Annotated in this window: 31 protein-coding genes; 12 read left to right on the top strand and 19 right to left on the bottom strand. The window is 72.2% G+C overall.

The genetic code is table 11. The features are described 5' to 3' along the window. Positions 1 to 51: 51 nt before the first annotated feature. From QSK21_RS32630 to QSK21_RS32615, 4 genes are all read right to left on the bottom strand, one after another. Complete coding sequence (locus QSK21_RS32630; protein ID WP_285701432.1) at positions 52 to 771, bottom strand: iron-containing redox enzyme family protein; 720 nt, start codon at positions 769 to 771, stop codon at positions 52 to 54. 150 nt (positions 772 to 921) lie between these two features. Continuing rightward, complete coding sequence (locus tag QSK21_RS32625; protein WP_285701431.1) at positions 922 to 2,388, bottom strand: aldehyde dehydrogenase family protein; 1,467 nt, start codon at positions 2,386 to 2,388, stop codon at positions 922 to 924. Positions 2,389 to 2,390: 2 nt separating this feature from the next. After that, positions 2,391 to 2,900: a RidA family protein gene (locus tag QSK21_RS32620; RefSeq protein ID WP_285701430.1), complete on the bottom strand. Its 510-nt coding sequence runs from the start codon at positions 2,898 to 2,900 to the stop codon at positions 2,391 to 2,393. Further along, positions 2,890 to 4,455 carry a gamma-glutamyltransferase gene (locus QSK21_RS32615; protein ID WP_285701429.1) on the bottom strand — a complete coding sequence of 522 codons (1,566 nt, stop codon included), beginning with the start codon at positions 4,453 to 4,455 and terminating at the stop codon, positions 2,890 to 2,892. The genes QSK21_RS32620 and QSK21_RS32615 overlap by 11 nt, the downstream gene beginning before the upstream one ends. 352 nt (positions 4,456 to 4,807) lie before the next feature. Here QSK21_RS32615 and QSK21_RS32610 point away from each other — a divergent pair, with 352 nt between their 5' ends. After that, positions 4,808 to 6,394 (top strand): hypothetical protein, encoded by a 1,587-nt coding sequence (locus QSK21_RS32610; RefSeq protein ID WP_285701428.1) that lies wholly within the window; start codon positions 4,808 to 4,810, stop codon positions 6,392 to 6,394. Positions 6,395 to 6,472: 78 nt separating this feature from the next. Here the strand turns inward: QSK21_RS32610 and QSK21_RS32605 are convergent, their stop codons facing one another. From QSK21_RS32605 to QSK21_RS32565, 9 genes are read right to left on the bottom strand one after another with little or no spacing between them, the layout of a single operon-like run. After that, a complete protein-coding gene (locus tag QSK21_RS32605) occupies positions 6,473 to 7,660 on the bottom strand; it encodes an NAD(P)/FAD-dependent oxidoreductase (RefSeq protein WP_285701427.1) in 1,188 nt (395 codons plus the stop codon). After that, positions 7,657 to 8,628, bottom strand: a complete 972-nt coding sequence (locus tag QSK21_RS32600) for an LLM class F420-dependent oxidoreductase (protein WP_285701426.1) — start codon at positions 8,626 to 8,628, stop codon at positions 7,657 to 7,659. Before QSK21_RS32600 ends, QSK21_RS32605 begins: the two co-directional genes overlap by 4 nt. Continuing rightward, positions 8,625 to 9,443, bottom strand: coding sequence for an SDR family NAD(P)-dependent oxidoreductase (locus QSK21_RS32595; protein WP_285701425.1), 819 nt, complete (start codon positions 9,441 to 9,443; stop codon positions 8,625 to 8,627). The genes QSK21_RS32600 and QSK21_RS32595 overlap by 4 nt, the downstream gene beginning before the upstream one ends. Positions 9,444 to 9,466: 23 nt before the next feature. Further along, positions 9,467 to 9,973, bottom strand: a complete 507-nt coding sequence (locus QSK21_RS32590) for a 3-phenylpropionate/cinnamic acid dioxygenase subunit beta (RefSeq protein ID WP_285701424.1) — start codon at positions 9,971 to 9,973, stop codon at positions 9,467 to 9,469. Continuing rightward, on the bottom strand, positions 9,970 to 11,271 hold the full coding sequence (locus tag QSK21_RS32585) for an aromatic ring-hydroxylating oxygenase subunit alpha (RefSeq protein WP_285701423.1): 1,302 nt from the start codon (positions 11,269 to 11,271) through the stop codon (positions 9,970 to 9,972). Before QSK21_RS32585 ends, QSK21_RS32590 begins: the two co-directional genes overlap by 4 nt. Further along, complete coding sequence (locus QSK21_RS32580; RefSeq protein WP_285701422.1) at positions 11,268 to 11,615, bottom strand: non-heme iron oxygenase ferredoxin subunit; 348 nt, start codon at positions 11,613 to 11,615, stop codon at positions 11,268 to 11,270. Before QSK21_RS32580 ends, QSK21_RS32585 begins: the two co-directional genes overlap by 4 nt. Continuing rightward, a complete protein-coding gene (locus QSK21_RS32575) occupies positions 11,605 to 12,447 on the bottom strand; it encodes a DODA-type extradiol aromatic ring-opening family dioxygenase (RefSeq protein WP_285701421.1) in 843 nt (280 codons plus the stop codon). The genes QSK21_RS32580 and QSK21_RS32575 overlap by 11 nt, the downstream gene beginning before the upstream one ends. A 2-nt stretch (positions 12,448 to 12,449) precedes the next feature. Continuing rightward, complete coding sequence (locus tag QSK21_RS32570; protein WP_285701419.1) at positions 12,450 to 12,761, bottom strand: hypothetical protein; 312 nt, start codon at positions 12,759 to 12,761, stop codon at positions 12,450 to 12,452. After that, the gene (locus QSK21_RS32565; protein WP_285701418.1) at positions 12,758 to 13,597 is read right to left on the bottom strand and encodes an alpha/beta fold hydrolase; all 840 of its coding nucleotides are present in this window, start codon (positions 13,595 to 13,597) and stop codon (positions 12,758 to 12,760) included. Before QSK21_RS32565 ends, QSK21_RS32570 begins: the two co-directional genes overlap by 4 nt. A 118-nt stretch (positions 13,598 to 13,715) precedes the next feature. Here QSK21_RS32565 and QSK21_RS32560 point away from each other — a divergent pair, with 118 nt between their 5' ends. The 9 genes from QSK21_RS32560 (at position 13,716) to QSK21_RS32520 (ending at position 21,963) form a co-directional block, all read left to right on the top strand. Then, complete coding sequence (locus QSK21_RS32560; RefSeq protein WP_285701416.1) at positions 13,716 to 14,366, top strand: TetR/AcrR family transcriptional regulator; 651 nt, start codon at positions 13,716 to 13,718, stop codon at positions 14,364 to 14,366. A 160-nt stretch (positions 14,367 to 14,526) separates the two neighbouring features. Further along, positions 14,527 to 16,065: a class I adenylate-forming enzyme family protein gene (locus tag QSK21_RS32555; RefSeq protein WP_285701415.1), complete on the top strand. Its 1,539-nt coding sequence runs from the start codon at positions 14,527 to 14,529 to the stop codon at positions 16,063 to 16,065. Between the two features lie 189 nt (positions 16,066 to 16,254). Continuing rightward, positions 16,255 to 17,124, top strand: coding sequence for an IclR family transcriptional regulator (locus tag QSK21_RS32550; RefSeq protein WP_285701413.1), 870 nt, complete (start codon positions 16,255 to 16,257; stop codon positions 17,122 to 17,124). 130 nt (positions 17,125 to 17,254) lie between these two features. After that, positions 17,255 to 18,058 carry an ABC transporter ATP-binding protein gene (locus QSK21_RS32545; protein WP_285701412.1) on the top strand — a complete coding sequence of 268 codons (804 nt, stop codon included), beginning with the start codon at positions 17,255 to 17,257 and terminating at the stop codon, positions 18,056 to 18,058. After that, on the top strand, positions 18,055 to 18,813 hold the full coding sequence (locus QSK21_RS32540; protein ID WP_285701411.1) for an ABC transporter ATP-binding protein: 759 nt from the start codon (positions 18,055 to 18,057) through the stop codon (positions 18,811 to 18,813). The genes QSK21_RS32545 and QSK21_RS32540 overlap by 4 nt, the downstream gene beginning before the upstream one ends. Then, positions 18,810 to 19,253, top strand: a complete 444-nt coding sequence (locus tag QSK21_RS32535; RefSeq protein ID WP_285701410.1) for an ABC transporter permease subunit — start codon at positions 18,810 to 18,812, stop codon at positions 19,251 to 19,253. Before QSK21_RS32540 ends, QSK21_RS32535 begins: the two co-directional genes overlap by 4 nt. Further along, entirely contained in the window at positions 19,250 to 19,696 is a 447-nt protein-coding gene (locus QSK21_RS32530; RefSeq protein ID WP_285701409.1) for a branched-chain amino acid ABC transporter permease, read from the top strand. The genes QSK21_RS32535 and QSK21_RS32530 overlap by 4 nt, the downstream gene beginning before the upstream one ends. Beyond that, a complete protein-coding gene (locus QSK21_RS32525) occupies positions 19,689 to 20,789 on the top strand; it encodes a branched-chain amino acid ABC transporter permease (protein WP_285701408.1) in 1,101 nt (366 codons plus the stop codon). The genes QSK21_RS32530 and QSK21_RS32525 overlap by 8 nt, the downstream gene beginning before the upstream one ends. Further along, positions 20,707 to 21,963, top strand: coding sequence for an ABC transporter substrate-binding protein (locus tag QSK21_RS32520; RefSeq protein ID WP_285701406.1), 1,257 nt, complete (start codon positions 20,707 to 20,709; stop codon positions 21,961 to 21,963). Before QSK21_RS32525 ends, QSK21_RS32520 begins: the two co-directional genes overlap by 83 nt. A 140-nt stretch (positions 21,964 to 22,103) precedes the next feature. Here QSK21_RS32520 and QSK21_RS32515 read toward each other — a convergent pair whose 3' ends face one another. The 6 genes from QSK21_RS32515 to QSK21_RS32495 form a co-directional block, all read right to left on the bottom strand. Then, positions 22,104 to 22,328, bottom strand: a complete 225-nt coding sequence (locus QSK21_RS32515) for an ArsR/SmtB family transcription factor (RefSeq protein WP_285701405.1) — start codon at positions 22,326 to 22,328, stop codon at positions 22,104 to 22,106. A gap of 5 nt (positions 22,329 to 22,333) precedes the next feature. After that, positions 22,334 to 23,029, bottom strand: a complete 696-nt coding sequence (locus QSK21_RS32510) for an ABC transporter ATP-binding protein (RefSeq protein WP_285701403.1) — start codon at positions 23,027 to 23,029, stop codon at positions 22,334 to 22,336. After that, positions 23,022 to 23,111: an ABC transporter ATP-binding protein C-terminal domain-containing protein gene (locus QSK21_RS36275; protein WP_352231357.1), complete on the bottom strand. Its 90-nt coding sequence runs from the start codon at positions 23,109 to 23,111 to the stop codon at positions 23,022 to 23,024. Before QSK21_RS36275 ends, QSK21_RS32510 begins: the two co-directional genes overlap by 8 nt. Next, positions 23,108 to 23,605, bottom strand: coding sequence for an ATP-binding cassette domain-containing protein (locus QSK21_RS32505; RefSeq protein WP_285701402.1), 498 nt, complete (start codon positions 23,603 to 23,605; stop codon positions 23,108 to 23,110). The genes QSK21_RS36275 and QSK21_RS32505 overlap by 4 nt, the downstream gene beginning before the upstream one ends. 50 nt (positions 23,606 to 23,655) lie before the next feature. Next, complete coding sequence (locus tag QSK21_RS32500; protein ID WP_285701401.1) at positions 23,656 to 23,805, bottom strand: hypothetical protein; 150 nt, start codon at positions 23,803 to 23,805, stop codon at positions 23,656 to 23,658. 116 nt (positions 23,806 to 23,921) lie between these two features. After that, positions 23,922 to 24,812 (bottom strand): LysR family transcriptional regulator, encoded by an 891-nt coding sequence (locus QSK21_RS32495; protein WP_285701400.1) that lies wholly within the window; start codon positions 24,810 to 24,812, stop codon positions 23,922 to 23,924. A gap of 133 nt (positions 24,813 to 24,945) precedes the next feature. Here QSK21_RS32495 and QSK21_RS32490 point away from each other — a divergent pair, with 133 nt between their 5' ends. Together QSK21_RS32490 and QSK21_RS32485 are read left to right on the top strand one after the other, a co-directional pair. Then, positions 24,946 to 25,410, top strand: a complete 465-nt coding sequence (locus tag QSK21_RS32490) for a nuclear transport factor 2 family protein (protein WP_285701399.1) — start codon at positions 24,946 to 24,948, stop codon at positions 25,408 to 25,410. A 46-nt stretch (positions 25,411 to 25,456) separates the two neighbouring features. After that, positions 25,457 to 25,825 (top strand): DoxX family protein, encoded by a 369-nt coding sequence (locus QSK21_RS32485; protein ID WP_285701397.1) that lies wholly within the window; start codon positions 25,457 to 25,459, stop codon positions 25,823 to 25,825. Positions 25,826 to 26,019: the final 194 nt, after the last annotated feature.

Here is a 26,019-nt window from a genome sequence, read left to right as displayed (position 1 = left end):
GCCCGGCGGCGGGAGCGGTGCGCGTCCCGCCGCCGGGCGTCACCGGACGGGTCAGCCCTCGGCGCCGACCAGGTCGGGCTTGACGTAGGTGTCGTAGAGGGCCTGCGTGTAGGAGAACCTCATCTCCGCGCCCCACCGGCACATTTGCAGGCAGCGCTGCTGGAGCTGCGGGGTGTCGGCGTGGTCGAGCACGATCTGGTAGCCGCGCTCGCCGTGCACCACGTCCGAGGTGATGTGCAGGTCGAAGAACTCGATTTCGTCCTCGGTGAACCCGTACACCTCGCGCAGCGGCACGATCTGCTTCCGGTAGATGCTCGGTACCTGCGACTCCAGCCCCACCACCAGCGCGGCGGTGGCGACGACGAAGTGCTCGCGCATCGCGACCGAGTAGCACCACGCCTGGAGGCCGCGGGTGACCGGGTTCATGTTGTTCGGGTCCTCGACACGCTCCCGGGTGGTGCCGCACGCCTCGGCGAATCGGATGAGGAGGTCGGTGTGCCGGATGTCGGCCAGCTCCTCCTCGTACATGTTCTGAAGCGTGAAGTCCTTGGCCCCGGTGCACTCGTCGGGGATGTTGGCGTAGACGTAGGCCAGGTAGTCCGCGAACGGTCCCACGTAGTGGTAGTGGTTCTCCGCCCAGCGGGCGAAGTGCTCGCGCTTCAGCTCACCGTCCGCCCAGGCGCGGCTGAACGAGGCGTTCTTCGCCTCCCGGCCCTTGATGGCATTCTGGAGTTCCGCACGGAATTCTTCCTTGGCCAGCAGTTCCGCCATTTCAAGGCTCCTTTCTCGACCTTTCTCCGCAGTGTCACGCTAGGGGTGGGCGGCGCGCGCCCGCCATGGCCGGAACGCACACGGAGACGGGACCGCCGTGTGCACTGTGCACCGTCCCGACCAGGGAGTTCAGCGGCCGTTCAGCGGCGCTCACGGCGAGAGATAGACGCTCTTCTCCTGCGTGTAGAAGAGCATCATCGAGTCCCCGGCCTGCTCCTTGAACGTCTGCGTGCTGGATTCCTTGAAGCCCCCGAAGGGAACGGTCATCGCCATTCCGGTGGTCGGCTGGTTGATCTTGACGAGGCCGGTGCGGATCCGGCGGGCGAAGGCGAAGGCGCGCTCGATGTCGCGGGTGACGATGCCGGCGGACAGCCCGTAGGGGGTGGCGTCGGCGAGCGCGATCGCCTCGTCCAGGCCGGACACGCGCTGGAACGCCAGCACGGGGCCGAAGATCTCCTCGCGGGCGATCCGCATCTCCGGGGTGACGTCGGTGAAGACCGCCGGGGAGACGAAGTATCCGGCTTCGTCGTCCAGCCTGGCGCCGCCGGTGACGAGCTTGGCGCCCTCGTCCTGTCCGATCCGGACATACTCCAGGACCTTCGCGAGCTGGAAGTCCGCGGCGAGCGGCCCCATGGTGACGCCGTCGTGCAGGCCGTTGCCGACCGTCCGGGACTCGGCGAGCGCGACGACCTTCTCCAGCAGCGCGTCGTGGACGGACTCGTGGACGATGACGCGGCTGGTGCCCGTGCACGCCTGGCCGCCGAGCCCGAAGGCGCCCTTGGCGACGATCTGCGCGGCGCGGTCGAGGTCGGCGTCGTCCAGGACGATCACCGGGTTCTTGCCGCCCATCTCCAACTGGACGCGCCGGGACGGGCCGACGCTCGCGTGGATGGCGCGTCCCACCTCGGTCGAGCCGGTGAACGTCACCGCCGCCACGCGCGGGTCGGCGGCGAGCGCGGCACCGGGAGCCGCGCCGCCCTGGACGAGGGCGATCGCACGCGGCGGCAGCCCGCCCGCGAGCAGCGCCTCCACCAGCCGCTGCGCGAGCAGCGGGGTGACCGGTGACGGTTTGAACACCACCCCGTTCCCGGCGGCGAGCGCCGGCCCGAGCTTGCGCGACGGGATGTTCAGCGGGAAGTTCCACGGCGTGATCGCACCGACCACCCCGACCGGTTCGGGCCGCGTGTAGACGAGGCCGCCGTCGTCCGCCGGGTAGCTGCGCCCGGTGATGCGGAGCGCCTCGCCCGCGTAGAACCGCAGGTTCTTGGGCGTGCGGCCGGTCTCCATCGCGGCCTCGGCGCGGGTCTTGCCCTCCTCCCGGACGAGCTCGACCGTGAGCTCGTCCGCCCGGTCCTCCAGCCAGCGCGCCGCGGCCTCCAGGACGCCCGCGCGACGCTCGGGGGACGCGGCGGCCCACTCCTCCGCGCCCTCCTCCACCGCTCCGATCGCGGCGGCCATGTCGTCGGCGGACGAGTCGGGGAACGTCCCGACCAGGTCGCTCAGGTCGGCCGGGTTGCGGCGCTCGAACCGGCGTCCGTCGGCGGCGGGCGTCCACTCGCCCGCGACGAGGTTGAGCCCGGAGTGCGGTGGCCGGGTCTCCGGTCGGCTGTAGGGCATGCTCAGCGGTTCTCCGTTCCGGGTCGCTCGTCGCCTGCGACGAGCGCGGTCAGTTCGATCTCCACGGGCGCGCCGCCGGGGAGGGCGCGGACGCCGATGGCGCTGCGCGCGGGCAACGGCACGTCCGGGGTGAGGGAGGCGAGGGTCGCGGACGCGCCGTCCGCGATGGCCGACAGTCCGGTGACGCCGTCCACGCAGGCGACATAGACGGTCATGCGCAGCCAGGCGCGGACGAGTTCACGTCCACCGGCCGCCGGCCGCCCGGAGGCCGACGCGACGGCGGCCGACGCGACGGCGGCGACCGCGTTGCGGGCGGCGAGCGCGGCGGCATCGCGTGCCGTGGCCGGATCGACCTCGTGGCCGACAAGGCCCGTCACGGTCAGCACGCCGTCGCGGCGCGGCGTCATGCCCGCGCTGGTCACCAGGCGCAGACCCGGGGCGTACGGGACGACGACCGCCGGAACGTAGTCGCCCTGCGGGCGCGGGGCCGCGAGGGATTCGTCAGAGGACACCGAGCGCCACCCCGTCCTGACGAGGATCGGAGGCTCCGAGCAGCGCGCCCGTGCCGGGGTCGGCCGAGACGACCTGCGCGCTTCCGCCGCCCGCCCACGGCCCCTGGACGCGGACGTCGTGCCCCAGCTCGCGCAGCCGTTCCACGCGTTCCGTCCCGAGGCGGGACTCGACGCGCAGCTCCGGCGGCTCGCCGACCACGTCGGCGTCGCTGCCGGGGTGGACGGTGAAGCGGGGCGCGCTCACCGCCGTGGCCGGGTCGAGGCCATGGTCGAGGAGATGCGAGATCAGCTGCATGTTCCACTGGACCTGGCCGTCCCCGCCGGGCGTGTTGCCGACGTGGCGGAGCGCGCCGTCCTGGCCGGTGACCAGCCACGCGTTGAGGGTGTGCAGGGGACGGCGGCGCGGCCGCACCTCGTTGGGATGGCCGTCGATCAGGTACGCGCCGCGTCCCAGCCGGTTGTTCAGGACGATCCCCGTCCCGGGCACCGTGAAGCGGGCGCCGAACGTGAACGCGAGCGAATGGATCAGGCTCACCGCCATGCCGTCGGCGTCGACCGCGACCATGGAGGTCGTGTCGCCGTCCACCGGGACGTGCGGGCGTGCGGGCGCCGGGAGGTCACGGGCGGCTAGGCGTTCGCGCGCCGCGGCCACGGCGTCCTTGGTGAGCAGCGTCCGCCAGTGGTCGTTGTCCGATCCGCACCCCGCGAACCGGTCGGCGAAGGCCAGCCGCGCGGCGTCGGCGGCCCGTCCGACGGCCTCGGCCGACAGCCAGGGCGCCTCCGCGAGGACGCCGTCGTTCAGCAACGCCTGCTGGATCACCATCCAGCCGGGCGTGGGAGGCGGCGTCAGGTGCAGGGTCAGGCCCTGGTAGACGCAGGTGAGGGCGTCGCCGGTGAGCGCCTCGCCGGACGCGGCCCACTCCTCGCCGCTGAACGGGGCGCCGCCTTCGTTCAGCGCGGCGACGGCGCGTTCGGCGGGCTCACCGGTGTAGAACGACGAGGGATCGGCGGCGACGCGGCGGATCGTGGCGGCCAGTTCCGGTTGCCGGAGCGGCGCGCCCACGCGCGGCGGTACGCCGTCCGGGAGGAAGACGGACGCGGTGCCGGCGTCCCGGGACAGGGCCGCGCGCCGTTCGAGGATGTCGCCCCGGGTCTTGTAGGTGCAGGGCAGCCCGCGCTCGGCGTGGTCGGCGGCCGGTCCCCAGAGCCTGGTCAGTTCCCAGGACGCCGAGTCGGCGTGCAACGCGGCGAGCGCGGCGACCGCTCCCGGGACGGCGACGGCGAGCGGCCCGTCCATCGGAAGTGCGTCCAGGCCCTGGTCGCGGTAGAAGGCGGGTTCGCCGCCGTCCGGGCCGAAGCCGCTGCCGCCGAACGCGGTGACCGTCCCGTCAAGACGGCGCACCAGCGCGAACGCGTCACCGCCGATCCCGCACTGCCCGGGCAGCACGAGCCACGACATCGCCGCCATGGCGAGCGCGGCGTCCACGGCGTTGCCGCCGTCCTCCAGGACGCGGACCCCGGCCTGGCTGACCGCCGGGTGGCTGGACGCGACCATCCCGCGAGTCGACAGCGTCGGCCCGCGTTCCGGTGCTCGCGCCTGGTCGGAGGCGTCCGGGTGGCCTGGCGGCGGTGGGTGCATGTTCCCAGTGTCCGGATCGGTCACGGACATCCGGAATGGACGCTTCGCTGAAGATCGCCGATGATCCGTGGGCAGGTCGCACAATCCGCTGGCCCGCGTCCCGGAGGCCGCCGTTCCCCTCGGAGCGCACACGTCACGCTGCACAAAACGCTCATGGATGCGCTGTGCAGCTTCCTCATTGTCCGGTGTCCGGCGATCAGGGAAGGTCACTGCAACCTGACCAGCCAGGGCCTCCTACCCCCCGTCCGGTCGACAAGGAGGTGGTGGCGTGCAGCTAGGCGCCGCCCATTGGGTCTTCCTCTCCGGCATCATCGTGATCATCGCGGTCATGATCGCCCGCAAGAACGTCGTCATCCCCGCGATCGTCGCCACGTTCTGCACCGCGCTCGCCTACGACGGCAGCCCCGTCCGCGGGCTCCAGGCCGTGTTCAACGCCAGCCTCGTCGCGGCCACCGAACTGTTCAACATCTTCCTGATCATCGCGCTGGTCACGGCGCTGCTGGGCGCGCTGCGCGGGATCGGCGCGGACCGGCGGATGATCGCGCCGTTCCGCCGCGTCATGCGCAACGGCCACTCCTCCTTCTGGGTCATCGCGGGCATCACCTACGTGATCAGCCTGTTCTTCTGGCCCACCCCGGCGGTGCCGCTGATCGGCGCCGTGCTGCTGCCCGCCGCGATCGCCGCCGGGCTGCCCCCGATCTCGGCCGGGGTCGCGATCGCGATCGCGGGTCAGGGCATGGCGCTGTCCAGCGACTACGTCCTCCAGGTGGCACCCGGCCTGTCCGCCAAGGCGGCGGGCGTCGGCACCCCGGAGGTCGCCGACCGCGCCATGGTGCTGTCGATCATCACCGGTGTGGTCGCGCTGGTCCTCGGCTACCTGATGACCCGCGGCGAGATGCGCACCCCCGACGTCGCGCTGCTGGCCCGCTGGGAGGCCGGCGCCGACACGACGCCCGAGCGGCCCCGGCGGCGCCTGCTGTCCCCGCGCCGCGTGGCGGCCGCCACCAAGGAGGTGATCGAGAAGGACGCCTCGCAGGCTCCGGCGGGCGACGCCATGACCCAGGCGGCCCTGGACGGCGGCTCGGGCTCGGGTCCCGGCGGGACGGGCGACGACGGTCCGGCCGGGAGCGCCCCCGACGAGAGCCACGTCCTCAAGTCGAAGGTGTACGCGATCGTCGTCCCGGTGGTGCTGGCCGGGCTGCTCGGCTACATGTTGCTCGGCAAGTTCACCGGCCTCGTCCCCGAGGTCACCGGCTCGGACGCGGCCGCCCTCGTCGGCGGCACCGCCGTCCTGCTGCTGGTCGCCGCGGCGCTGTCCCGGGACCGGATGCACGCCCTGGAGTCCTGCGGCGAGCACGTGGTGGACGGGCTGGTCTTCGCGATGAAGGCGATGGGCGTCGTGATCCCCATCGCGGGGTTCTTCTTCCTCGGCAACGCCGACTTCGCCGGGCGGATCATGGCGCTCGGCGAGGACGCGAAGGCCCCCGGCTTCCTGTTCGACCTGACCGCGAAGATCGAGGGCGCGATCCCCCACAGCGGCGTCATCGTCGGGCTGGCGCTGCTGCTGGTCGGGATCATCACCGGCCTGGACGGCTCCGGCTTCTCCGGGCTGCCGCTCACCGGCTCGCTGGCCGGAACGCTCGGCCCCGCGTCCGGGATCGACCCCGCCCTGCTCGCCGCCATCGGCCAGATGGGCTGCATCTGGTCGGGCGGCGGCGTGCTGATCGCCTGGTCCTCACTGCTGGCCGTGGCCGGGTTCGCCCGGGTCTCGGCGCTGGACCTCGTCCGCCGCTCGTTCGTGCCGGTGATGGCCGGGCTGATCGTGTCCACCCTCGCGGGAATCGCGATCTTCTGACCGCGCCACGCCGGGACGGCCGCTGCCGCGCCAACGGCCGTCCCGGCGTGCGCGCTCCATGTCCACGCGCCTTCCGTACTAGAGGGCGGTTTGGTTCAGGCGGACGTCCGGGTCCGCGGCCCGGTCGATGGAGAGGGGAACACGGTCGGCGATGAGGCGTCGCGCGTCCCTGGCGGTGCGCGGGTCGTCGATGCAGAGCGCGGCGCGCAGGCGCGGACCCTCGAACCACAGGGCCGCCCACGGGGCCGCTCCTGCGGGGTTCCCCCGCAGGACGAAGGTGTCCGCCGGGCGGTGATGGCCCACGTACTGGATCCGGTGCCCGAGCTGGTCCGACCAGAAGTAGGGCACCGGGTCATAGGGCTCGGCCAGGCCGAGGAGGTTGCGGGCCGCGGCCCGGCCGGAGGCCGCGGCGTGCTCCCAGTGCTCGACGCGGAGCCGGGCGCCGAACAGCCGGGACGGCCAGCGGACGATGTCCCCGGCGGCGAAGACGCGACCCGGGCCTGCGCGGAGGGTCGCGTCGGCCTCGACGGCGCCGTCGAGGGCCGGCGGGACGCCGCTGCCGCGCAGCCAGGCGGTGGCCGGACGCGCGCCGGCCCCCATGACGACGAGATCCGCATCGACGCGCCCGCCGCAGGCCAGGTGCACGCCGCGTTCGTCGACCCCGTCGACCGGGGTGTTCAGGCGCAGGTCGATGTCAAGGTCGGCGTACCAGGGGACGAGGTGCTCCGCGAGCGCGGCGGGAAGCGCCCGCGCGAGCGGGGCGGACGCCGCGTCGATCACGGTGACCTTGAGGTTCAGCGCCGCGGCCCGGGTGGCGACCTCGTTGCCGATCCAGCCCGCGCCGACGACCGCCACCGAGGAGGCGGTGCGCAGCGCCTCCCGGAGACGCAGCGCGTCGGACGCGGTGCGCAGCTCGTGGACGCGCGGCGACGGGTCGGCGAGCCGGACGGGGGAACTGCCCGTGGCGATAACGAGCCCGTCGTAGGGTTCGGTGCCGGTCGTGCTCTCGACGGCGTCGGGGAACAGCCGGAGGGCACATGAGCCGGTGCGCACCTCGATGTCGTGATCGATGCGAAGCGCGGTGTCGTCGACCGTCCCGGCGAGCAGTTCCTTCGACAGCGGCGGCCGGTCGTAGGGCGGGCACGGCTCGTCGGTGAGCAGGACCAGATCGCCGTCGTAGCCTTCGGCCCGCAGAGTGGTCGCGGCGGTGTGCCCGGCGAGGCCGCCGCCCACGACGACGATCCGGCGGAGGGCGGGCCGGTTCACGGCGTTCTCCAGGAGGCCAGGGTGCGCAGGGTGTGCTCACCCGCCGGGTCCTCGTCGGTGCAGCACGGCAGGACGGCGATCTCGTCGACGGCGTAGGACGCGAGCCGCGCGGCGACCTCCTCCGGCCCGCCGAGCGCCGCGACCGCGTGGACCAGGTCGTCCGGGACGGCGGCCAGCAGCTCGGACGGGTGGGGGCGGCGGCGCGCCAGGGCGACCACGTCGCCGAAGCCCGCCTCCTCGAACATCCGCGCGTACCCGGGTGCGGCAAGGTAGCCGACGACGGCCCGGCGGACCTGCTCACACGCCTGCGGGCCGCCGTCCACGGCCACCGGCACCCACGCCGCCACCGGGGGCGCGCCGGTGCCGGCCGCGTCGGCCTCCGCGTGCAGCCGCGCCGCGAGCCGTCCCGCCGACTCCGCCGTGACCAGGCTGACCACCATGCGATCGGCGTGGCGAGCGGCGACGCGGATCGCCGCGGCCCCGAACGCGGCGATCGTGATGGGGGTGCGGGGCGCCGGAAGGCGCAGCCGGTAGTCCTGGACGCGGACGGTGCGGCCGTCGAAGGCCGCGCGCTCCCCGGCGAGCAGGTGCCGCAGGACCTCGGCGGACTCGGCGAGGGCCGCCGGTGGATCGCGGCGCTCGCGGCCGTGCCAGCGCTCCACGACGTGCGGGCTGGAGCTGCCGATCGCGACGCCGGCGGCACGGCCGGTCAGGTCGGCGAGGGACGCCGTCGCCATCGCGATCATCATGGGGTCGCGGACGGCGACCGGCAGCGGGCCGGGCGTCAGCCCGATCGAGGACGTCCGGGCGGCCACCGCGACCGCGAGGGCGAACGCGTCGTAGGTGGCCATCTCGCCGATCCACAGTTCGGGGAAGCCGAGCGCGTCGGCGAGGGCGGCCGTGTCCAGCGCCTCCCGCGGGGGCCTGTCCTGCCACAGCCCGAGCGATACCGTCAGCTTCGCGTTCATCGGTCGCCTTTCGCTCGACGCGCCGCGCCGCGGACCTCGAGTCCGCCGTCGCTCGGCAGGATCGCACCCGTCATGAAGCCGGAGTCGCGTGGGTCGGCGAGCAGGACGTAAAGGCCGGCGTGGTCGGCGGGGTCGCTGACGAAGCCCAGCGGGATGTGCCGGCCGAGCCCGCCGACGTCGGCGTCCAGGCGCCGGTCGGCGGTGCCGAGCGCGGCCAGCCCGCCGAGCGCCGTCAGCGTCGCGCCCGGGGCCACGCCGTTCACCCGGACGTCGGGGGCCAGTTCGTGGGCGAGCTGGCGGACCAGCCCGACCACCGCGTGCTTGGACGCGACGTACAACGCCCCGCCGCCGCCCGCGTACAGGCCGCTGGAGGAGACGGTGAAGATGAGGCTTCCGCCGCTGTCGCGCAGCGCGGAGAGCGCCGCGTTCGCGCCGAGCATGTAGCCGAGGACGTTCGTCTCGAACAGCTCGGCGAAACCGGCCATGATGCGGTCCTCGCCGAGCTCCTCGAAACGGGCCGAGTAGTCGTACACGCCCGCGTTGGCGACATAGGCGTCCAGGCGGCCGTGGACGTCGAGCGTGCGGGCCACCGAAGCGGCGTGCGCCTCGGGTGCCCTGACGTCCCCGACCTCGACCGTGACCCGGTCGCCGTGGTCGCGGGTCAGCGCCTCGGCCCGGCGGGGGTCGCGTTCGAGAACGCCCACGCGGGCCCCCTCGGCGACGAAGCGGTCGACGACGGCGCGGCCGATGCCGCTTCCGCCGCCGGTCACCAGCGCGACCCGGCCGTCGAGCCGTGCCGTTCCTGTCGCGGTCATCTCGTGGCGGTCCCTGGAAGTCCCTAGAAGAAGGTGTTGATGTTCTTGGCGGGGAGGACGGCGTGCCGCAGGAGGACGAGCCGACGGGCGATCCGCAGTTCGCCCGAGACCCGGCGCAGGACGTCCTCCCGCCGCCCGTACAGGGTCGCGGAGTCGGTGTCGCCCTGGCCCCGGTAGTTGACGATCACCGACCGGGCGAGCAGCTCACCGGGCGTCTCCGCCGGCTCCACCTCGATGTTGGACACGACGTGCAGGTGCCGGGTCGCCGGGTCCTCCGCCCACGCGGTGGGCGCGGTGAAACGGACGACGCGGCGGCGCAGGTCCTCGATGCGGTCGTCGAAGTAGGCCATCCGGGACGGCGCGTAGGGGCCCTCCGCGTCGGACCGGCCCCGGTTCTCCACGCCGGGCACCCAGTAGTGCGCGTCCTCCGTGAAGAGATCGAGCCATTCGGGGTACCGCTCCTCGTCGAGCAGCCGCGCCTCGTAGGCGAGGAACGTCTGGACCTCCCAGTACGTCTCCATCGTGGTCATGACGCCACCTCGTCCCAGGTGCGGGCGCGGAGGAGCTGCGACCAGCGCCGGTAGAACGCCCGTTGGTTGGCGTCGTTGATCTGGCCGCGGTGCACATTGCCGGGGAGTTCGGGGTGCTCGATCGCCGTACCGGACCCGAGGCCGTAGTAGAGCCGCTGCCTCCGCGTCACCACGCCCTGGTTGGACCGGGTGGACAGCTCCCAGTTCTCGCCGTCGTCCATCTCGAAGACGCCGGACGGGGAGAAGGTCATCATGGCTCCCTTGCGCCAGGCGTCCTTCACCTCCTGCGGGGCGTTCCGGTTCACCAGGACCCAGGTGTGCAGTTCGGTGCGGTGCGGCCCCTTCGGCTGCCATGTCCGGAAGGTGTTCTGGCCGGGCAGGAACGAGAAGTTCGGGAACACGTTCACCGAGCTGATCGAGCCGACCATCCGCGCCCGCAGGGGGCCGAGCCGCTCGGCGAAGCGCTTCTCGTTGTCGCGCAGGTAGGCCATGACCAGCGGGTCGGCGAGGGTGGCGGCGTTCCCGACGCCGTCCAGGTTGAACTCCCAGCAGTGGCCGTTCACGTTGACGTGGTAGCTCTCGGCGTCCTCGGCGCCCAGCTCGGCGACGTCGCGGCCGAGCATGGCCTGCGCGCCGGACGCGTGGGTCCAGCCGGCGTGCAGCGCGTCGCCGGCGAAGTTCTCCGCCGCGATTTTCCAGTTGCAGCCGAGGACGGACTTGATCGAGCCGCCCGCGAACTCCGTGCCGCCCTCGTCGTTGTCGAGCATCACGTCGAGGTAGAAGGCGAAGTCGCCGAGGTAGTCCCGCAGCGGCGGCGCGGCGGGGTCGAACGTGGCGAACACCAGCCCCTTGTAGGTGTCGAGCTGGGCGACGGGCGTGAGCCCGAGCCGGGAGCGGTCGAAGGTCGGCTCCCGGCCGAACGCCGCGGACTCGTGCACGCCGGTGAGCCCGCCGTCGAGGCCGAACGACCAGCCGTGATAGTTGCACACGAACCCGCGGGCCGTCCCCGCCTCGGCGGTGCACACGCGGTTGCCGCGGTGGGGGCAGCTGTTGAGGTAGGCGCCGATGGAGCCGTCCCGCCGCCGGACGACGAGCACGTTGTCCTCGCCCATCCAGGTGGTGAGGAAGGCACCGGGCCTGGGCAGCTGGGACTCGTGGGCGACGAACAGCCAGCACCGGGCGAAGATCCGCTCCAGCTCCAGCTCGTAGACGTCCCGGTCCCAGAAGACGCGGCGGTCGAGCCAGCCGTCGTCCAGGTCGTACAGCGCGAGCAGTTCGTCGTTCAGCACGCCGCTCATCCCGTCCTCCGCGCGAGATACGCGACGACCATTCCGTCCTCGACGGCCGCCTGGTGCACGGCGAGCGGCTTGGACGCGGGGAAGCACAGGGCCTCGCCCGTCGCCAGGTCGAACTCCGCCCAGTGGACGGGGCAGACGACCCGGCCCCCCTCCAGGTCGCCCTCGCTCAGCGACGCCTCGGCATGGGTGCAGGTGTCGTCGGTGACGTGGATCGTGCCGTCCACGTTCGCGACCAGCAGCGGCCCCTCGTCGCCGACGGGGACGCGCAGCATCCGCCCGGGCGGCACGTCGTCCGCCGCGCACAGGACCGCGCGGCGTCCGGCGCTCTTGAGGTCAGCGGACATCGGCGGCCTCCAGCGGGACCAGCTCGGCGAACCCGAGACCCGTGATCCATTCCGGGACGGCCTCGTAGGCGATGACGTCCCCGCGGCAGGGACCCACGGCCGACATCGCCGCGACGAACGTGCGCACTTCGAGCGCTCCGTTCCCGGCCTGGGCCAGGATCTCGGCGTCGTCCAGGCCGGCCAGCGCGGCGGTGTCGCCGGCGGCGACGCGGTCGAGCACCATCCGGTCGAAGCCGGTGTCGACCCGGCCCATCTCGGCGGTCCCGACCCAGTGGCTGATGCCGCCGCTGCCGATGACGGCGACGCGCTCGTCGTCCCCGGCGGCCTCGACCGCCTCCCGGATCGCCTCTCCGGCGCGGGCGGCGCGGGCGAGCGGCAGCAGCGGCTCGACGCCGCAGGCGAGGTAGACGGGGATCACCGGCAGGCCGAGCGGCTCGGCGACCAGGTGGTACGGGATGACCACGGAGTGGTCCGCGGTGAACGTCGGCGCGACCGCCCAGTCGACGCCGTTCCGGTGCCCGTGCGCGGCGATGTGCCGGGCCAGCGGCGCGTTGTCCGGCAGCGGGCCGCGCGCCAGGCCGGGCAGCCGCTCGACCGGGCCGTCCAGGTCCCCGGTGGCGATGAGCAACTGGGGCAGGCAGCCGGGGCCGAACAGAATGTAGTGGTCGGTGCCGATGATCAAGACCGTGGTCGGGTCCAGCGCGGCGAGCCGCCGGGAGATCTCCCGGTACGCCTCGTGCACGCGGTCGCGCACCGGCTCGTCCGGCGCGTCCGGGTGCGTGAACATCATCGGGTCGTGGGGCAGCAGGAAGCCGCCGACGATCGCGCCCATGGTCAGTCTCCCTCCGAGTCACCGGACGCGCGGGCGGGTCGCCGGGCGGGCGTCTCACCGCGCAGCCTGGCCAGGTAGGCCGGCGTGCCACGCTCCCCCTTGGGCGCGAGCATCAGCCAGAAGCCCCACACGAGCATCGGGTTCGCGTGCAGCGCGGCGAGGCCGCGGACGTCCCGGTCGGCCAGCATCGCCGCCTCCTCCTCGGTCAGCCGGTACCGGCCGGCGAACCGGTCGGGGGATGCGATGAAGGTCTCCCGGGCGCGCCGGTCGACGTTCAGGTCGTAGAGCGCCTTCTCGACGCCGTTCAGGCTCATGGCAGCCTCCCGACGAAGTCGCGGACGAGGGCGATGAACGCGGCGGGCCGTTCGAGCTGCACCCAGTGGCCGCATCGCCCGAACACGTGGAGCTCGGAGTCCGGGATCGAACGGGCGAGGCGCCAGCCGAGCTCGACCGGGATGACCCGGTCCTCGCGCCCGTGGACGATGAGCGTGGGCTTGCCGATCGTGCGGAGCCTGTCCTCGGGGACGCCTTTCACCGGCGTGTCCCCAGGGCCCGGTTCCGGGATCAGTTTCCGGTACGCCTCTTGGGCGCCGGGAACGGCGCTGGCCTCGTACCTCACCCGCACCATCTCGTCGGTGACCAGGTCCTTGTCGTACGGGAAGAGCCGCAGGACGCGCCTCATCTCGTCCGGATCCGGCTCGTAGTGCCAGCCCGCCCGGAGCCCCTCGGTCATCGTGAACGTCCCGGCGGGCGTGCCGAGCAGGACGAGGCCGTCCACGCGGGACGGGTCGCGCAGGGCGGCGGCCAGCGCGAGGCCGCCGCCGAAGCTGTTGCCCACCAGCACGGCGGACGGGATGTCCAGGGCGTCGAGGAACTCGAAGAGCCACCGTGTCCAGAGCTTGATCCCGTACTCGGCCCCCTCCTGGAAGACGGTCCCGCCGAACCCGGCGATGTCGGGCGCGAGCACCCGGTGGCCCTCGGCGAGCGCGGGCAGCACCCCGGACCAGTTCGACCAGGCCGTGACGCCGGGGCCGGACCCGTGGAGCAGGACGACGGGCCGCCCGTCGCCGGCCTCGTGGTAGGCGGTCCGGTGCCCCGCGGCGGGGATCCGGTGCACCTGGGCGCCCTGGTCGAGGAGTAGGTCTCCCACCACGACATCCCCCATTCATTCGATCGGTCAATCGATTTAATCGCGGACTGTACCAGCCGGGCCACCGGACCGCAACCACGGTCGATCGGCCGATCGACCGATCCGCTACCATCGGGACGTGACAGCAGAGGACACGGCACGGCAGGGCGAGACCACGACGCGCAGGCGCCCGGGGCGCAGGCCCGGCAGCCGCAACGACGACTGGGAGGACAAGCGGCGCCGGATCCTGGACGTCGCCGCGGAGGTCTTCTTCATCCGCGGCTACGAGCGGGGCACGACGAAGGAGATCGCCGAGCGCGCGGGGATGAGCCAGCCGACGATCTACCACTACGTGGGCTCCAAGGAAGTCCTCATGTCGGAGATCGCCCGCCAGGTCGACCGCGACTTCACCAAGGCGCTGGACGACGCCTTCGCGGTGCCCGCCGACTCGGCGACCCAGCTTCGCCGCGTCATCGACGCCTTCGTCCGCTCCCTCGCCATCAACCAGCGCACGTTCGCCGTGTACTGGAAGGAGTTCCGCGCCCTCCCGGAAGACGTCGGCCGTGAGGTCAGCGGGCACGAGCGTGACTTCGTCACCCGAGTCGAAGAGGTCGTCTCCCGTGCGCAGAAGGAGGGCGTCCTGCCGGCCGAGCATCCGACCCGGATCATCAGCGAGGGGATCCTGGGGATGATGAGCTGGATGCACTGGTGGTACAAGCCGGACGAGTTCCACCCCGATCAGGTCGCCGCCGCCTTCTGTGATCTGATCGGCCTGCCGAACGGGGACTGACGGCTCCCCGCTCCCCTTCGGGCATCACCGCTTTGAACTGGGCTATTGACGTTCTATCGATAGACCGATAGAAAAAAGCACTCCGGTTGAGAGGAGTGCAGCCATGCATGCCCTGGATGGAACCGTCCCCTCGAGCACGCGCGGGCGTCGGCCGGCCACGATGGTGGCTGCGCTGCGCGACGCCGTCGCCCTGGCCCCCGACCGCACGGCCGTGACCTGCGGCGCCGAGACGCTGACCTACGCCGAGTACGGCAGGGCGGTCGACGCCCTCGCCGCGCGGCTCGCCGCGGCGGGCGCGCGCGGAGCGACGGTCGCGATCGCCATGCCCAACAGCCCCCGGATGGGGGTCGCGATCTTCGCGGTGTGGACGGCGGGCGGGAGCATCGCCTGTCTCAACCCCGGCTACACCCCGGCGGAGCTGGTCCCCCTGCTGAAAGGGGCCGCGCCCGCGTTCGTCCTCACCGACGCCGAGGCCACCGCGACCGGTCCGCTCGCGGCCGCCGCCGAATTGGGCCTGGACGTCCTGCGGGTCACCGACGCCGACCTTCGGCCGGCCGACACCCTGGACCCGGCGGTCCCGGCGGAGGGCCCCGCGCCCGAGGACATGGCCGCGGTGCTGTTCACCGGCGGCACCACCGGTCTGCCGAAGGGCGTGGAGTACACCCACGAGACGCTGCTGACCACGGTGGAGGGCGCCGAGATGTGCTGGCCGACGCGCCCGGACGAGGAGATCTGGCTCAACGTGGCGCCGATGTTCCACATCTGGGGCCTGGCGATCGGTTTCCTGCACGCCGTCTACCGCCGCGGCGGACTGGTGATGGTGCCGCGGTTCGTCCCCGCGACGGTCGTGGCCGAAATGGAACGGCACCGCGTGACGGTTTTCAGTGGCGGGCCTGCGGCCATCTACGGCGGCGTCCTCGCCGCCCCCGAGCTCTCCCGCGCCGACCTGACGGCGCTGCGCCTGTGCCAGGGCGGCGGCTCGGCCATCCCCGCCGACCTGCAAGAACGTTGGCAGGCGGCCACCGGGCTGCCGATCTACGAGGCGTACGGGATGACGGAGCTGGCGCCGATCACCTACAACCCGGTCGGGCGGCCGCCGCGCCCCGGCTCGGTCGGGATCCCCTCACCCCTCGTCGAGGTCGAGGTCGTCGACCTCGACACCGGCATGCCCGTTCCTCCCGGGGAGGCCGGCGAGATCAGGGTCAAGGCCGCCCACATGCTGCGCCACTACCGCGGCCTGGACGGCGAGATCATCCCCGCGCACCGGGACGGCTGGTTCCCCACCGGGGACATCGGACGCTTCGACGACGACGGCTACCTGCGCATCGTCGACCGGGTGAAAGACATGATCATCGTGGGCGGCTTCAACGTCTACCCCCGCGAGATCGACGACACGCTGCTCTCCCACCCCGCGGTGGCCGAGTCCGCCACCATCGGCGTCCCGGACGAGCGGAAGGGCGAACGGCCCGTCACGTTCGTGTCGACCACACCCGACACGCCGCTCGACGTGAGCGAACTCGAACGCCACTGCGCCGAGCACCTCGCCGCGTACAAGCAGCCGGCCCGGATCCTGGTCCTGCCCGAACTGCCACGGACACCCGCCAACAAGATCGACCGGATCGCGCTGCGCAGACACCCCGTGCTCGCGTCCGTCGAGGCGGAGGACGGGCGGCCGACCCCGGTCGCCGAGCCCCGCTGAGAGAACGCGGACGGGCGGGTGCGCGCGGCACGGCACCCGCCCGGACCGCACAGGAGCGCTGCCTCCCCCGGCTCCCTTCCCTGACCACCCCGAAACAGGCCGGCACACGCCACGGACGGTCCGCTGACGAGATCCCGCAGCGCGCCGGCACGTGCGGCAAGCCGGACAGCCTGATGGAAGTGATGCCCCATGGCGGCCGGACCTCTTCGACAACGCGTCGCAGCCGACGGCGGGGGACCGCGGGCGGCCGACCGGGAACCCCTCCTCTCCCTGGTCACCGCCGCGAAGGACGCCTGCGAGGACAGGCGGACGGCGGTCGACAAGGCCGTCATGCTGCTGAAGTCGATCGCCGAGCACGGCACCGAGATCGCGGGGAGCGAGCTCGCCCGGCACACCCGGCTGAGCAAGTCCACCACCTTCCGGCTGCTCGGCATCCTGGAGCGCAACGGGCTCGTCGAGCGGGCGAGCGGCGGCTACCGGCTCAGCCTGCGGCTGCTCGACATCGGCACCAGCGCCTACGGCCCGACGCCCCGCCTGCTCCGCGAACGGCTGCTCCCCCACCTGGTGGACCTGTACGAGATGACGCGCGAAACCGTCCATCTCGCCGTGCTGCACCGCACCGAGGTCCTGTACGTCTACAAGCTCCACGGGCACCGAGCGGCCCGTGCACCGTCCGAGATCGGCGGCAGGATGCCGGCGCACTCCACCGGCATCGGGAAGGCCCTGCTCGCCTTCGACTACGACGCGGCCGAAGCCGTCCTCGCGGAACCCCTCGCCGCGTACACCCCGTACACGATCCGCACCCCCGAGGAACTGCGGCGGGAACTGCGGCGCGTCGCGGAGAACGGGATCGCGTTCGACCGCCAGGAGACCGTGGTCGGCCTCAGTTGCGTGGCGACCCCGATCCTGGGCGCCGGGGGACGGCCGGTCGCGGCGCTCTCCGTCGCCACCACGGACCGCAGGTTCGACCCGGGCCGGATCGCCCCGGCGCTGCGTCGGGTCGCGCACCAGGCGTCGCGCACGCTGGCCGCCACGACGAAGCTCCCGCGGCGGCCCTAGCCCCTGCTCACACCAGGCATGCCCGCACGCGTGCCACATAGCGGCACATCCGCTTTCTCCGTTTCGGGCGCTCCTTCACAGTCGGTCTCCAGAACAGCCAGGTACTCCCCGTGGAGGAGGGCTTGTCCAGATGCTGGAAGTCACGGACCTGACCGTGCGGTACGGACCGCACATGACCGCTCTCAGGCGATGCACGCTCGCGTGCCGCGCCTCGGGGGTGGTGGCGGTGCTGGGCAGCAACGGAGCAGGCAAGACGACGCTGATGCGGGCGATCTCCGGGGTGCTCGACCACCACGGCGGCCGCATCGCGCAGGGGCGCATCAGCTTCCGCGGGGAGGTGATCAGCGGCCGCGACCCGGCCGCCATCGTGGCGGCGGGGGTCGTCCAGGTCCCCGAGGGCCGGCGGGTCTTCACAGAGATGACCGTGGAGGACAACCTGCGGGCCGGAGCGGTGCGGGCGGGTTCGCGTGCCGTGCGCGCCCAGGCGTACGAGCGCGTGTACGCCCTGTTCCCGGTCCTGGCCGAACGCCGCGCGCAGCGGGCGAGCCTGCTGTCGGGCGGCGAGCAGCAGATGCTCGCCATCGGCCGGGGCCTGATGTCGGAGCCTGACCTGCTGCTGCTCGACGAGCCGTCGCTCGGGCTCGCCCCCAAGATGGTCGCGCACATCGGACGGGTGATCTCCGAGATCCAGGAGCAGGGCACCGCCGTGCTGCTGGTCGAGCAGAACGCGGCCATGGCGCTGTCGATCGCCGGCCACGCCTACGTGATGGAGGCCGGGTCGGTGGTGCTCGAAGGCTCCGCCGCCGAACTTGAGGCGTCCGACGAGGTGCGGGCCAGCTACCTCGGGGACCCCCACGCGTACCTCGGGGACCCCCACGCGCCCGAGGCCGCGGCGACCCATGAGGGACGCTCGCTGAGCGTGTGGGCGTCATGAGGCTCAGCCTGCGGGAGGTCTGCCTGCGCTTCGGCGGCGTGCAGGCGCTCGACTCCGTCTCCTTCGATGTCGAGCCCGGCAGCGTGCACGCGGTGATCGGGCCGAACGGCGCGGGCAAGAGCTCGTGCTTCAACGCCATCTCCGGTCTCTACGCGGTCGCCGGTTCGATCCGCCTCGGCGACCGGGAGCTGACCGGGCTCCCGCCGCACACGATCGCCGGGCTGGGCGTCGCACGCGCGTTCCAGAACATCGCGCTCGGCGGCGCGGACACCGTGCTGGACAACCTCATGGTCGCCCGGCACCACCTCACCCGGGCCGGGTTCGCGGCCACCGCCCTCAACCTGCGCCGCGTCCGCCGCGAGGAGAGCCGGCACCGCCGGCGGGTCGCCGAGATCGCGGAGTTCACCGGGCTGGCGGACGAGCTGCACCGCCCGGTCGCCGAACTGCCCTACGGCGTCCGCAAGCGGGTCGAGTTCGCCCGCGCGCTCGCGGCGGAACCGCGGGTGCTGCTGCTGGACGAGCCCGTCGCCGGCATGACCCACCACGAGAAGGCGGCGACCGTCGCGCTGATCCGGCGGACACGCGAGTCGCTCGGCGTCTCGGTCGTCCTCGTGGAGCACGACATGCCGCTCGTCATGGGGCTGGCGGACCGGATCACGGTGCTCGACTTCGGCCGGGTCATCGCGGACGGGCCGCCGGACCACGTCCGGACGCATCCGGACGTCCTCCGCTCCTACCTGGGAGAGCACTCATGAGCCGACTGTTCGAGCTCGCCGTCATCGGCGTCTCGCTCGGGTCCATCTACGCGCTCGTCGCCGTGGGCTTCGCGGTGATCTTCAAAGGCACCCGGGTGGTGAACTTCGCCCAGGGCTCGGTCCTGCTGCTCGGCGCCTACGTCGTCGCGGCGCTGTCCCCGGACACGGGCTTCTGGCCCGCGCTCGGCATCGGGCTCGCGGCCGGCGCCCTGTGCGGCCTCGTGCTGTACGGGCTGGTGAGCCTGGTCCCGCAGGGCGACCACATGACGCTGTCGATCCTCACCATCGGCGCGGACGTCCTGCTCGCCACCGAGCTCGCCCGTCGCATCGGCTCGCGGGTGATGCCGACAGGGGACCCCTGGGGGACGGGGTCGCCCGGCTCGGCGGCCTGGTCGTCCCCCACTCCCGCATCGCCGCCCTGCTGTCGGCGCTGCTGGTGATCGGGCTGCTGTTCGCGGTGTTCAGGCGTACCACCTGGGGCGTCTCGTGGCGCTCGGCCGCGGCGGATCCCGAGGTGGCGACGCTCATGGGCATCCGGCTGCGGCGCGTCCGCGCGGCCTCCTGGCTGATCGGCGGCGCGCTCGCCACGCTCGCGGGCCTCTTCCTCGTGGCGTTCCCGAGCACCGGGGTGGAGGCGCACACGGGGCTGCTGGCGCTGCGCGCCATCCCGGCCGTGATCATCGGCGGGCTGGACTCCCCCGAGGGCGCCGTGCTGGGCGGCGTGGCGGTGGGCGTCACCGAGACGCTGGTCGCCGGATACGCCGACGAGCTGGGCGTGCTCGGCCAGGGCGCCGGTGACGTGACGCCCTACCTGCTGATGATCCTCGTTCTGCTGTGGCGGCCGTCCGGGCTGTTCGGGAGCAGGGAGGCCGTACGTGTCTAGGTTCCCGCGCATCGCCGGGACGGCCGCGGTGTCCGCGGCCCTGCTCGCCGTCCCCTACTACCTCGACGCGTTCTGGCTCCAGGCCGGCACGTTCGCGATGGCCGCGATCATCGGCGCGATCGGGCTCACCGTCCTGGTGGGCTCGGCCGGGCAGCTCTCGCTGGCGCACGCCTTCTTCCTGGCCGTCGGGGCGTACGGCTACGCCTTCCTCGCGGGCGAGCCCGCCGGCGCCGCGCCGACCGGCGCCGGTCTGCCGCCCCTGGCCGCCGCGCTGCTCGCCATCGCCCTGGCGGGATGCGCCGGGCTGGCGTTCAGCCCGGTCGCCGGACGGCTCAGCGGCCTCTACCTGGGTGTCGCCTCGCTCGGGCTGGTGTTCCTCGGGCAGCACGTCCTGTTCAACGCCCGGCCCGTCACGGGCGGCTACAACGGGCGCTCGATCCCCGAGCTGTCGGTCCTCGGGTTCGAGCTGAGCGGCGAGGAGCCCGAGCTGGTGCTGCTCGGGGTGCCGTTCGGGGGCAGGGAGCGCCTCTGGTACGTGGCCCTCGGCTGCACCGTGGCCGCCTACGTCGCCGCGCGGCGGATCGTCCGCGGGAGGCCGGGCCGCGCCATGCGCCTCATGCGGCAGAACGAGATCGCCGCCGCCTGCATGGGCGTGCCGCTGCGCCGCTACCGGGCGGGCGCGTTCGTGTTCTCCGCCATGTACGCCGGGCTCGCCGGGATCCTGCTCGCGCTCACCGCGCGGCGCGTCGTCCCCGACCACTTCGGCCTGGTCCTGTCGGTCGAGTACCTCGCGATGGTCGTCATCGGCGGACTGGGCTCGGTCCGGGGCGCCGCCGTGGGCGCCGCCTTCATCACGGGCCTGCCCCTCGTGCTCTCCCACTACAGCGGCGCGATCGGGCTGTTCGCCGAGCCCGGCCAGGGCGGCCTCGACGCCGCCACCGCCGTCCGCATGCTCTACGGCGCGGCCATCGTCGCGTTCGTCGTCAGTTCGGCCAAGAAGGGAAGACCCAATGCGATCACGACCGTACTGGACCGTGCTCGGCGCGCTCTGCCTGGCGGTCCTCGCCTCGGGCTGCAGCGGCAAGGCCGCTGAGAGCGGCGACGGCGCGGGCGCCGACGGCGTCAAAACCGGGCCCGGCGTCAACGCGAAGACGATCCGGCTGGGCGCGATGAGCGACCTGTCCGGCGCCGTCTTCGGCCCGCTCGGCCGTACGCAGATCCGGGGCAACCAGCTCTACATCGACAAGGTCAACGCCGCCGGCGGCATCTGCGGACGCCGGCTGGAACTGGTGGTCAAGGACCACGGCTACGACGTCCAGAAGGCCACCGTGGCGTTCAGCGAGCTGGAGCCGGACGTGCTCGCCATCACGCACCTGCTCGGCTCGCCGATGACCGCCGCGCTCGAACCGGAGATCAAGGCGAAGAAGGTGCTCACCGTGCCGTCCTCGTTCGCCTCCTCCCTGCTGAAGAGCGGCTACCTGGCGGTGCTGGGCACCACCTACGACATCGACATGATCAACGGCCTGGGCTACTTCGTGCAGGAGGGCAGGCTCGCCAAAGGCGACACGGTCGGCCACATCCACTTCGAGGGCGAGTACGGTGAGAACGCGCTCAAGGGGAGCACCTGGGCGGCGGAGCGGCTCGGCCTGACCGTGCGAGGCGTCCAGATCAAGGCGACCGACGCGGACCTCACCGCCCAGGTCACCAGGCTGAAGTCGGAGGGCGTCAAGGCGATCCTGCTCAGCGCCTCCGCCCGCCAGACGGCGTCCGTCATCGGCGTGATGCGCTCGATCGGCATGGACGTGCCGGTCCTGACGCAGGCACCCGGCTTCGACCCCGCCCTGCTGGACACCCCCGTCCGCGACGGCCTGGAGAAAAACCTGACCGTCCTGACGTCCTACGCCCCCTACGGGGCGGACGCCCCCGGGCCGAAGGAGGTGGCCGCCGCGTTCGAGGCGAAGCACCCGGACGCCAAGGCCGACGCGCTGGTCGGCTACGGCTATGCCTCCGCCCAGGTGGTCGGCGAGGTGCTGAAGCAGGCGTGCGCGGACAAGAACCTGACCCGCGAGGGGATGCAGGCCGCCTACCGGAAGCTGAAGAGCGTCGACACCGGCGGACTGATGGCCCCGATGGACTTCACCGTCCCGGGCGCGCCCGCATCGACCCAGACCTTCATCACCAAGGTCGACGCATCGGTCAAGGGCGGCCTCGTCCCGGTCACGGACCTCTATCGCGCCAAGATCACCCCGGACTACCGGCCGAACTGACCGGCGCTCCGCCCGGAAGCGTAGACGCCACGGCGTTCCCGACCAGGTCGCGGGAGGGGACGCCGTGGTCGCCGGCGGCACCGCCGGGCCTCCACCCGATGACCACGCCGCGCGGGGCGGCTACAGACGGCCTCCGGTGCTCACCGTTCCTGGGCCATCACGGCCTGGAGGAGGCCCGGGAAGCGCTCGTCGAACTCCGCACTCCGCAAGGAGGTCCAACGCCGGGTGCCGCGCTGACTCTGGTGGATGATGCCGGCCTCGCGCAGGACCCGGAAGTGGTGGCTCAGGGTGGAGGGCGCGATGTCAACCGGGCGCTCCCGCAACTGCTCCGGTCCGCCCAGGTTCGCGACGACGAACGCTCGCATCCGGCTCACCCTCCGAGATAGGCGGTCTGAACGCGCCTGTCGGTGGCGAGCGCCTCGCCGTCGCCTTCGAGGACGACACGACCACGTTCCAGGACATAGCCGCGCTCGGCGATCTCCAGCGCCTCGTCCGCCCGTTGCTCGACCAGGAGGGCCGCGGTACCGGCGGCGTGGATCTCCGCGATCCGCTGAAAAATCGTTTCCACGACCGCGGGCGCCAGGCCCATCGAGGGCTCGTCGAGAAGGATCAATCGCGGCCTCGACATCAGCCCGCGTCCTATGGCGAGCATCTGCTGCTGGCCGCCACTGAGCCGGCCGGCATGCTCACGCCGCTTCTCGTAGAGCATCGGGAACAGGTCGTAGATCTCCTGGAGGCGGTCCGCGATCCGCCCGCGGCTCATGGCACCGACCGCGAGGTTCTCCTCCACGGTCATATCGGTGAAGACCCGCCGGCCTTCCAAGACATGGGCGATGCCCATCCGGGCGCGCTGCGCCGGTGAGGTCCGCTCAAGGTCGCGGCAGTCGAACGACATCCGTCCAGCGACCGGCCTGACCGTTCCAGAGATGGCTTTGAACAGTGTCGACTTGCCTGCGCCGTTGGCGCCGACCACGACCACCAGCTCGCCTGGGGCCACGGTGAGGCCGACGTGGTCGAGCGCGGTCAGGCCGGAATACCTGACGGACAGTGCCGCGACTTCAAGCATGGCTGCTCCACTTGGATCCGAGGTAGGCCGCCACGACACGGCTATCCGCGACGACGGCCTGGGGCCGCCCGGAAGTGATCACGTTCCGGCCTCAAGGACGACCAGCCGGTCCGCGAGGCGGAGCATCGCGCCCATGGTGTGCTCGATCAGGATCACGGCGACTCCGTGATCCGCGATGGCCCGCAACAGGGTCACGATGTCGTCCGCCTGGTCGCTGCTCAGCCCCGCCAGGATCTCGTCGACCAGCAAGACGGCGGGCCTACCGGCCAGGGCCCGTGCCAGTTCGAGGCGCCGGAGTTCCCCGATGTCCAGATCGCCGACGGAGGCGCCGGCGCGGGCCCCCAATCCCGTCGCCCGGAGCGCTGCACGCGCGGTCGCCGAGCGGCCGGGCTGGTGGAGGGCCGAGATCCGCACGTTGCGTTCGACACTGCACCGCGGTAGCGGACGTGGTGTCTGGAAAGTTCGTCCCATTCCCAGGTTCGCCCGCTCATGCGGCGGCGTCGCCGACACGTCCTGGTCCGCGAACCTGATGTGGCCCCCGTCGGCGTCGACGAAGCGCTCCTGCGCAGTTTCCACGCAGGACGAAGGTGTCCGCCGGACGGTGATGGCCCACGTCCTCTAAACGATCAGTAGCGGCTCAGCGTGCCGCGCCGCTCGGCGCTGGTCTCCAGCCCGGTGAAGGCGCAAATCCCGACCGCGGCCAGCAGGAACGGCCGCACGGGCGGCCATTCCACCCCCTGGCCGCTGGGCAGGTCGGCGCCGGGCATGGCGGCCATGTCGCGTCACGTGCACATTTTTATGACCCCTTAGTGTGGGAGGCGCTGCCCTTCGCCCACGTCCTCCCTGCGCGGGGACTCCGCACACTGTGCTGGTCGGTTGTCCGTTGTCGCCGTCACAGCGAGATGGGGCCGAGTTCGGCGGCGGTCCGGGCCAGTGCTCGGATGGTAGGGCTGTCGTCAGTGGTACGCCAGGTCAGGGCCCACTGGAGGGTGGGGGCATCGTGGACGGGCAGGAAGACGATGCCCGGGGGATTGTTGTAGCGGGCGGCGATCTCCCCCAGCGGGTGCACGCATTGTCCGCTGGCGACCAGGGACAGGATCTCGTGGAAGGTCCGCGCGATCGGGCCGCGCGGGATGCGGCGGCCACTTGGCGTACGTGTGGGGACCATGGACGCGACCCAGTACTCGGGGGCGTTGGGGCCGAGGTCGACGACGTGGTTGTCGGCGAGATCCTCCAAGGACGCCGTGCCGCGCTCGGCGAGGGGATGGTCTGCCGACACGGCCAGGACACGGGCTCCGGTGAGCACGGTGGGGCCGACAGTGAGGTCGGGCTCGGCAACGGGCAGCCACAGCACGTTCACATCGCTGTCCCCGGTGCGCAGAGCGGTGAACGGGTCGCTGCCGTTGATCTCGTTGAACTGGACGTCGATGCCGGGGTGGCGGGTTCGGAGCGCGTCGATGAGGGGGCGTAGTTCGTGTCCGGCATGACCGAAGACGCCCAGCCGTAGGGTCCGACCCGCGCCCAACCCGGCCGCTTCGGCGCGGGCGAGTCCTTCGTGAAGAAGGTCGATGGCCTGTTGCAGGTCTTCGCGGAGACGTCGGCCGACGGGCGTCAGGGCGACGCGCCGGCTGGTGCGGTCGAACAGGGCCACGCCGAGTCGCCGTTCCTGCTTGCTGATGGCCTGGCTGACGCGGGCCTGGGACACGTGCAGCCGTTCGGCGGTGCGGCCGAAGTGCAGCTCTTCGGCGAGCGTCAGGAAGATCTCAATGTCCCGTAGCTCCATAAATAACCTCTGCATTATGAATCGCCCCACGAATTCTACATTGTTCCGCCGCTGACCTGCGCCGATGCTGGAAGCGTCACCACCCGACAGGCCGCAGGTGTCTGACGGGCCCATCGACAAGGCGGGGAAACAGATGAGCGACATGCAGGCGATCGCCGATCGCGTCGAGATCGAGGCGCTGTGCGGAGAGATCACCGACGCGGTGATGATGCGCGACTACGACCGGGTCGCATCGCTGTTCACCCCCCAGGGCGCGATGCGGTGGCCGCACATCGGCAAGGAGTTCGTCGGCCGGGAGGAGATCCGCGCGGGGATCGAGTGGGGGCAGGGGCTGTGGGAGTTCTTCGTGCAGAACGTCCACCCGGGCATCATCCGGCTCAACGGCGACACCGCCCTAGGCCGCGCGTACATCCAGGAGTTCGGCCGGATGCGCGACGGCGGCTCGCATCTGAACTACGCCCTGTACCACGACCGCTACCAGCGGACTCCCGACGGCTGGAGGTTCAGCGAACGGGTCTACGAGGTCAGGTACCGGGACTCCACTCCGCTGCCGGGCTCCCCGAACGGTCGCCACGCCCTTGACATCGCCCGTCCCTGAACGGCGACGGCATTCCACCAATCACTGAGCGAAGTAGGAGGAGCACATGAACGTCGCGTTGTGGATCGCTGCCGGACTGCTGGCGTCGGTCGCCCTGGTCGGCGGTTTCACCAAGACGTTCGTGCCCAAGGAGAAACTGGCCACGCAACACGGCGGCGAATGGGCGGAGAACGTCAGCGCCGGGTTCGTCAAGACCCTGGGAATCCTTGAGCTTCTGGCCGCGGCGGGCCTGATCCTGCCCGCCGCGCTGGACATCGCACCGGTCATGGTGCCGGTGACCGCGATCTGCTGGATTCTGCTGATGGTCGGCGCGATGGTCACCCACGGCCGCCTGGGCCAGCCCAAGCTCGTGATGGTGACTCTGGTCTACCTCCTGCTCGCGGCCTTCATCGCGGGGGGACACCTCGCCGCCTGAGCACACCCGAACGGCCGACGAGCGCCCTCGGGCCGCGAGGCCCCAGGCATCGGGCCACCAGCGACTCCTGTTCGGCCACTAACTCACATCAGCCACTCGACAACCACCGTAGGCCGACGCAGGTAAGCGTCGTAGGCCCGGAGGGCCTTGGTGCGCTTGCGAGTGCAGTTGCCTGCGCGACCGGGTCTGCGAGT

Source organism: Actinomadura sp. NBRC 104412, from assembly GCF_030269515.1.
GTDB lineage: Bacteria > Actinomycetota > Actinomycetes > Streptosporangiales > Streptosporangiaceae > Spirillospora.
This window is presented reverse-complemented; position numbering and strand designations above follow the sequence as displayed.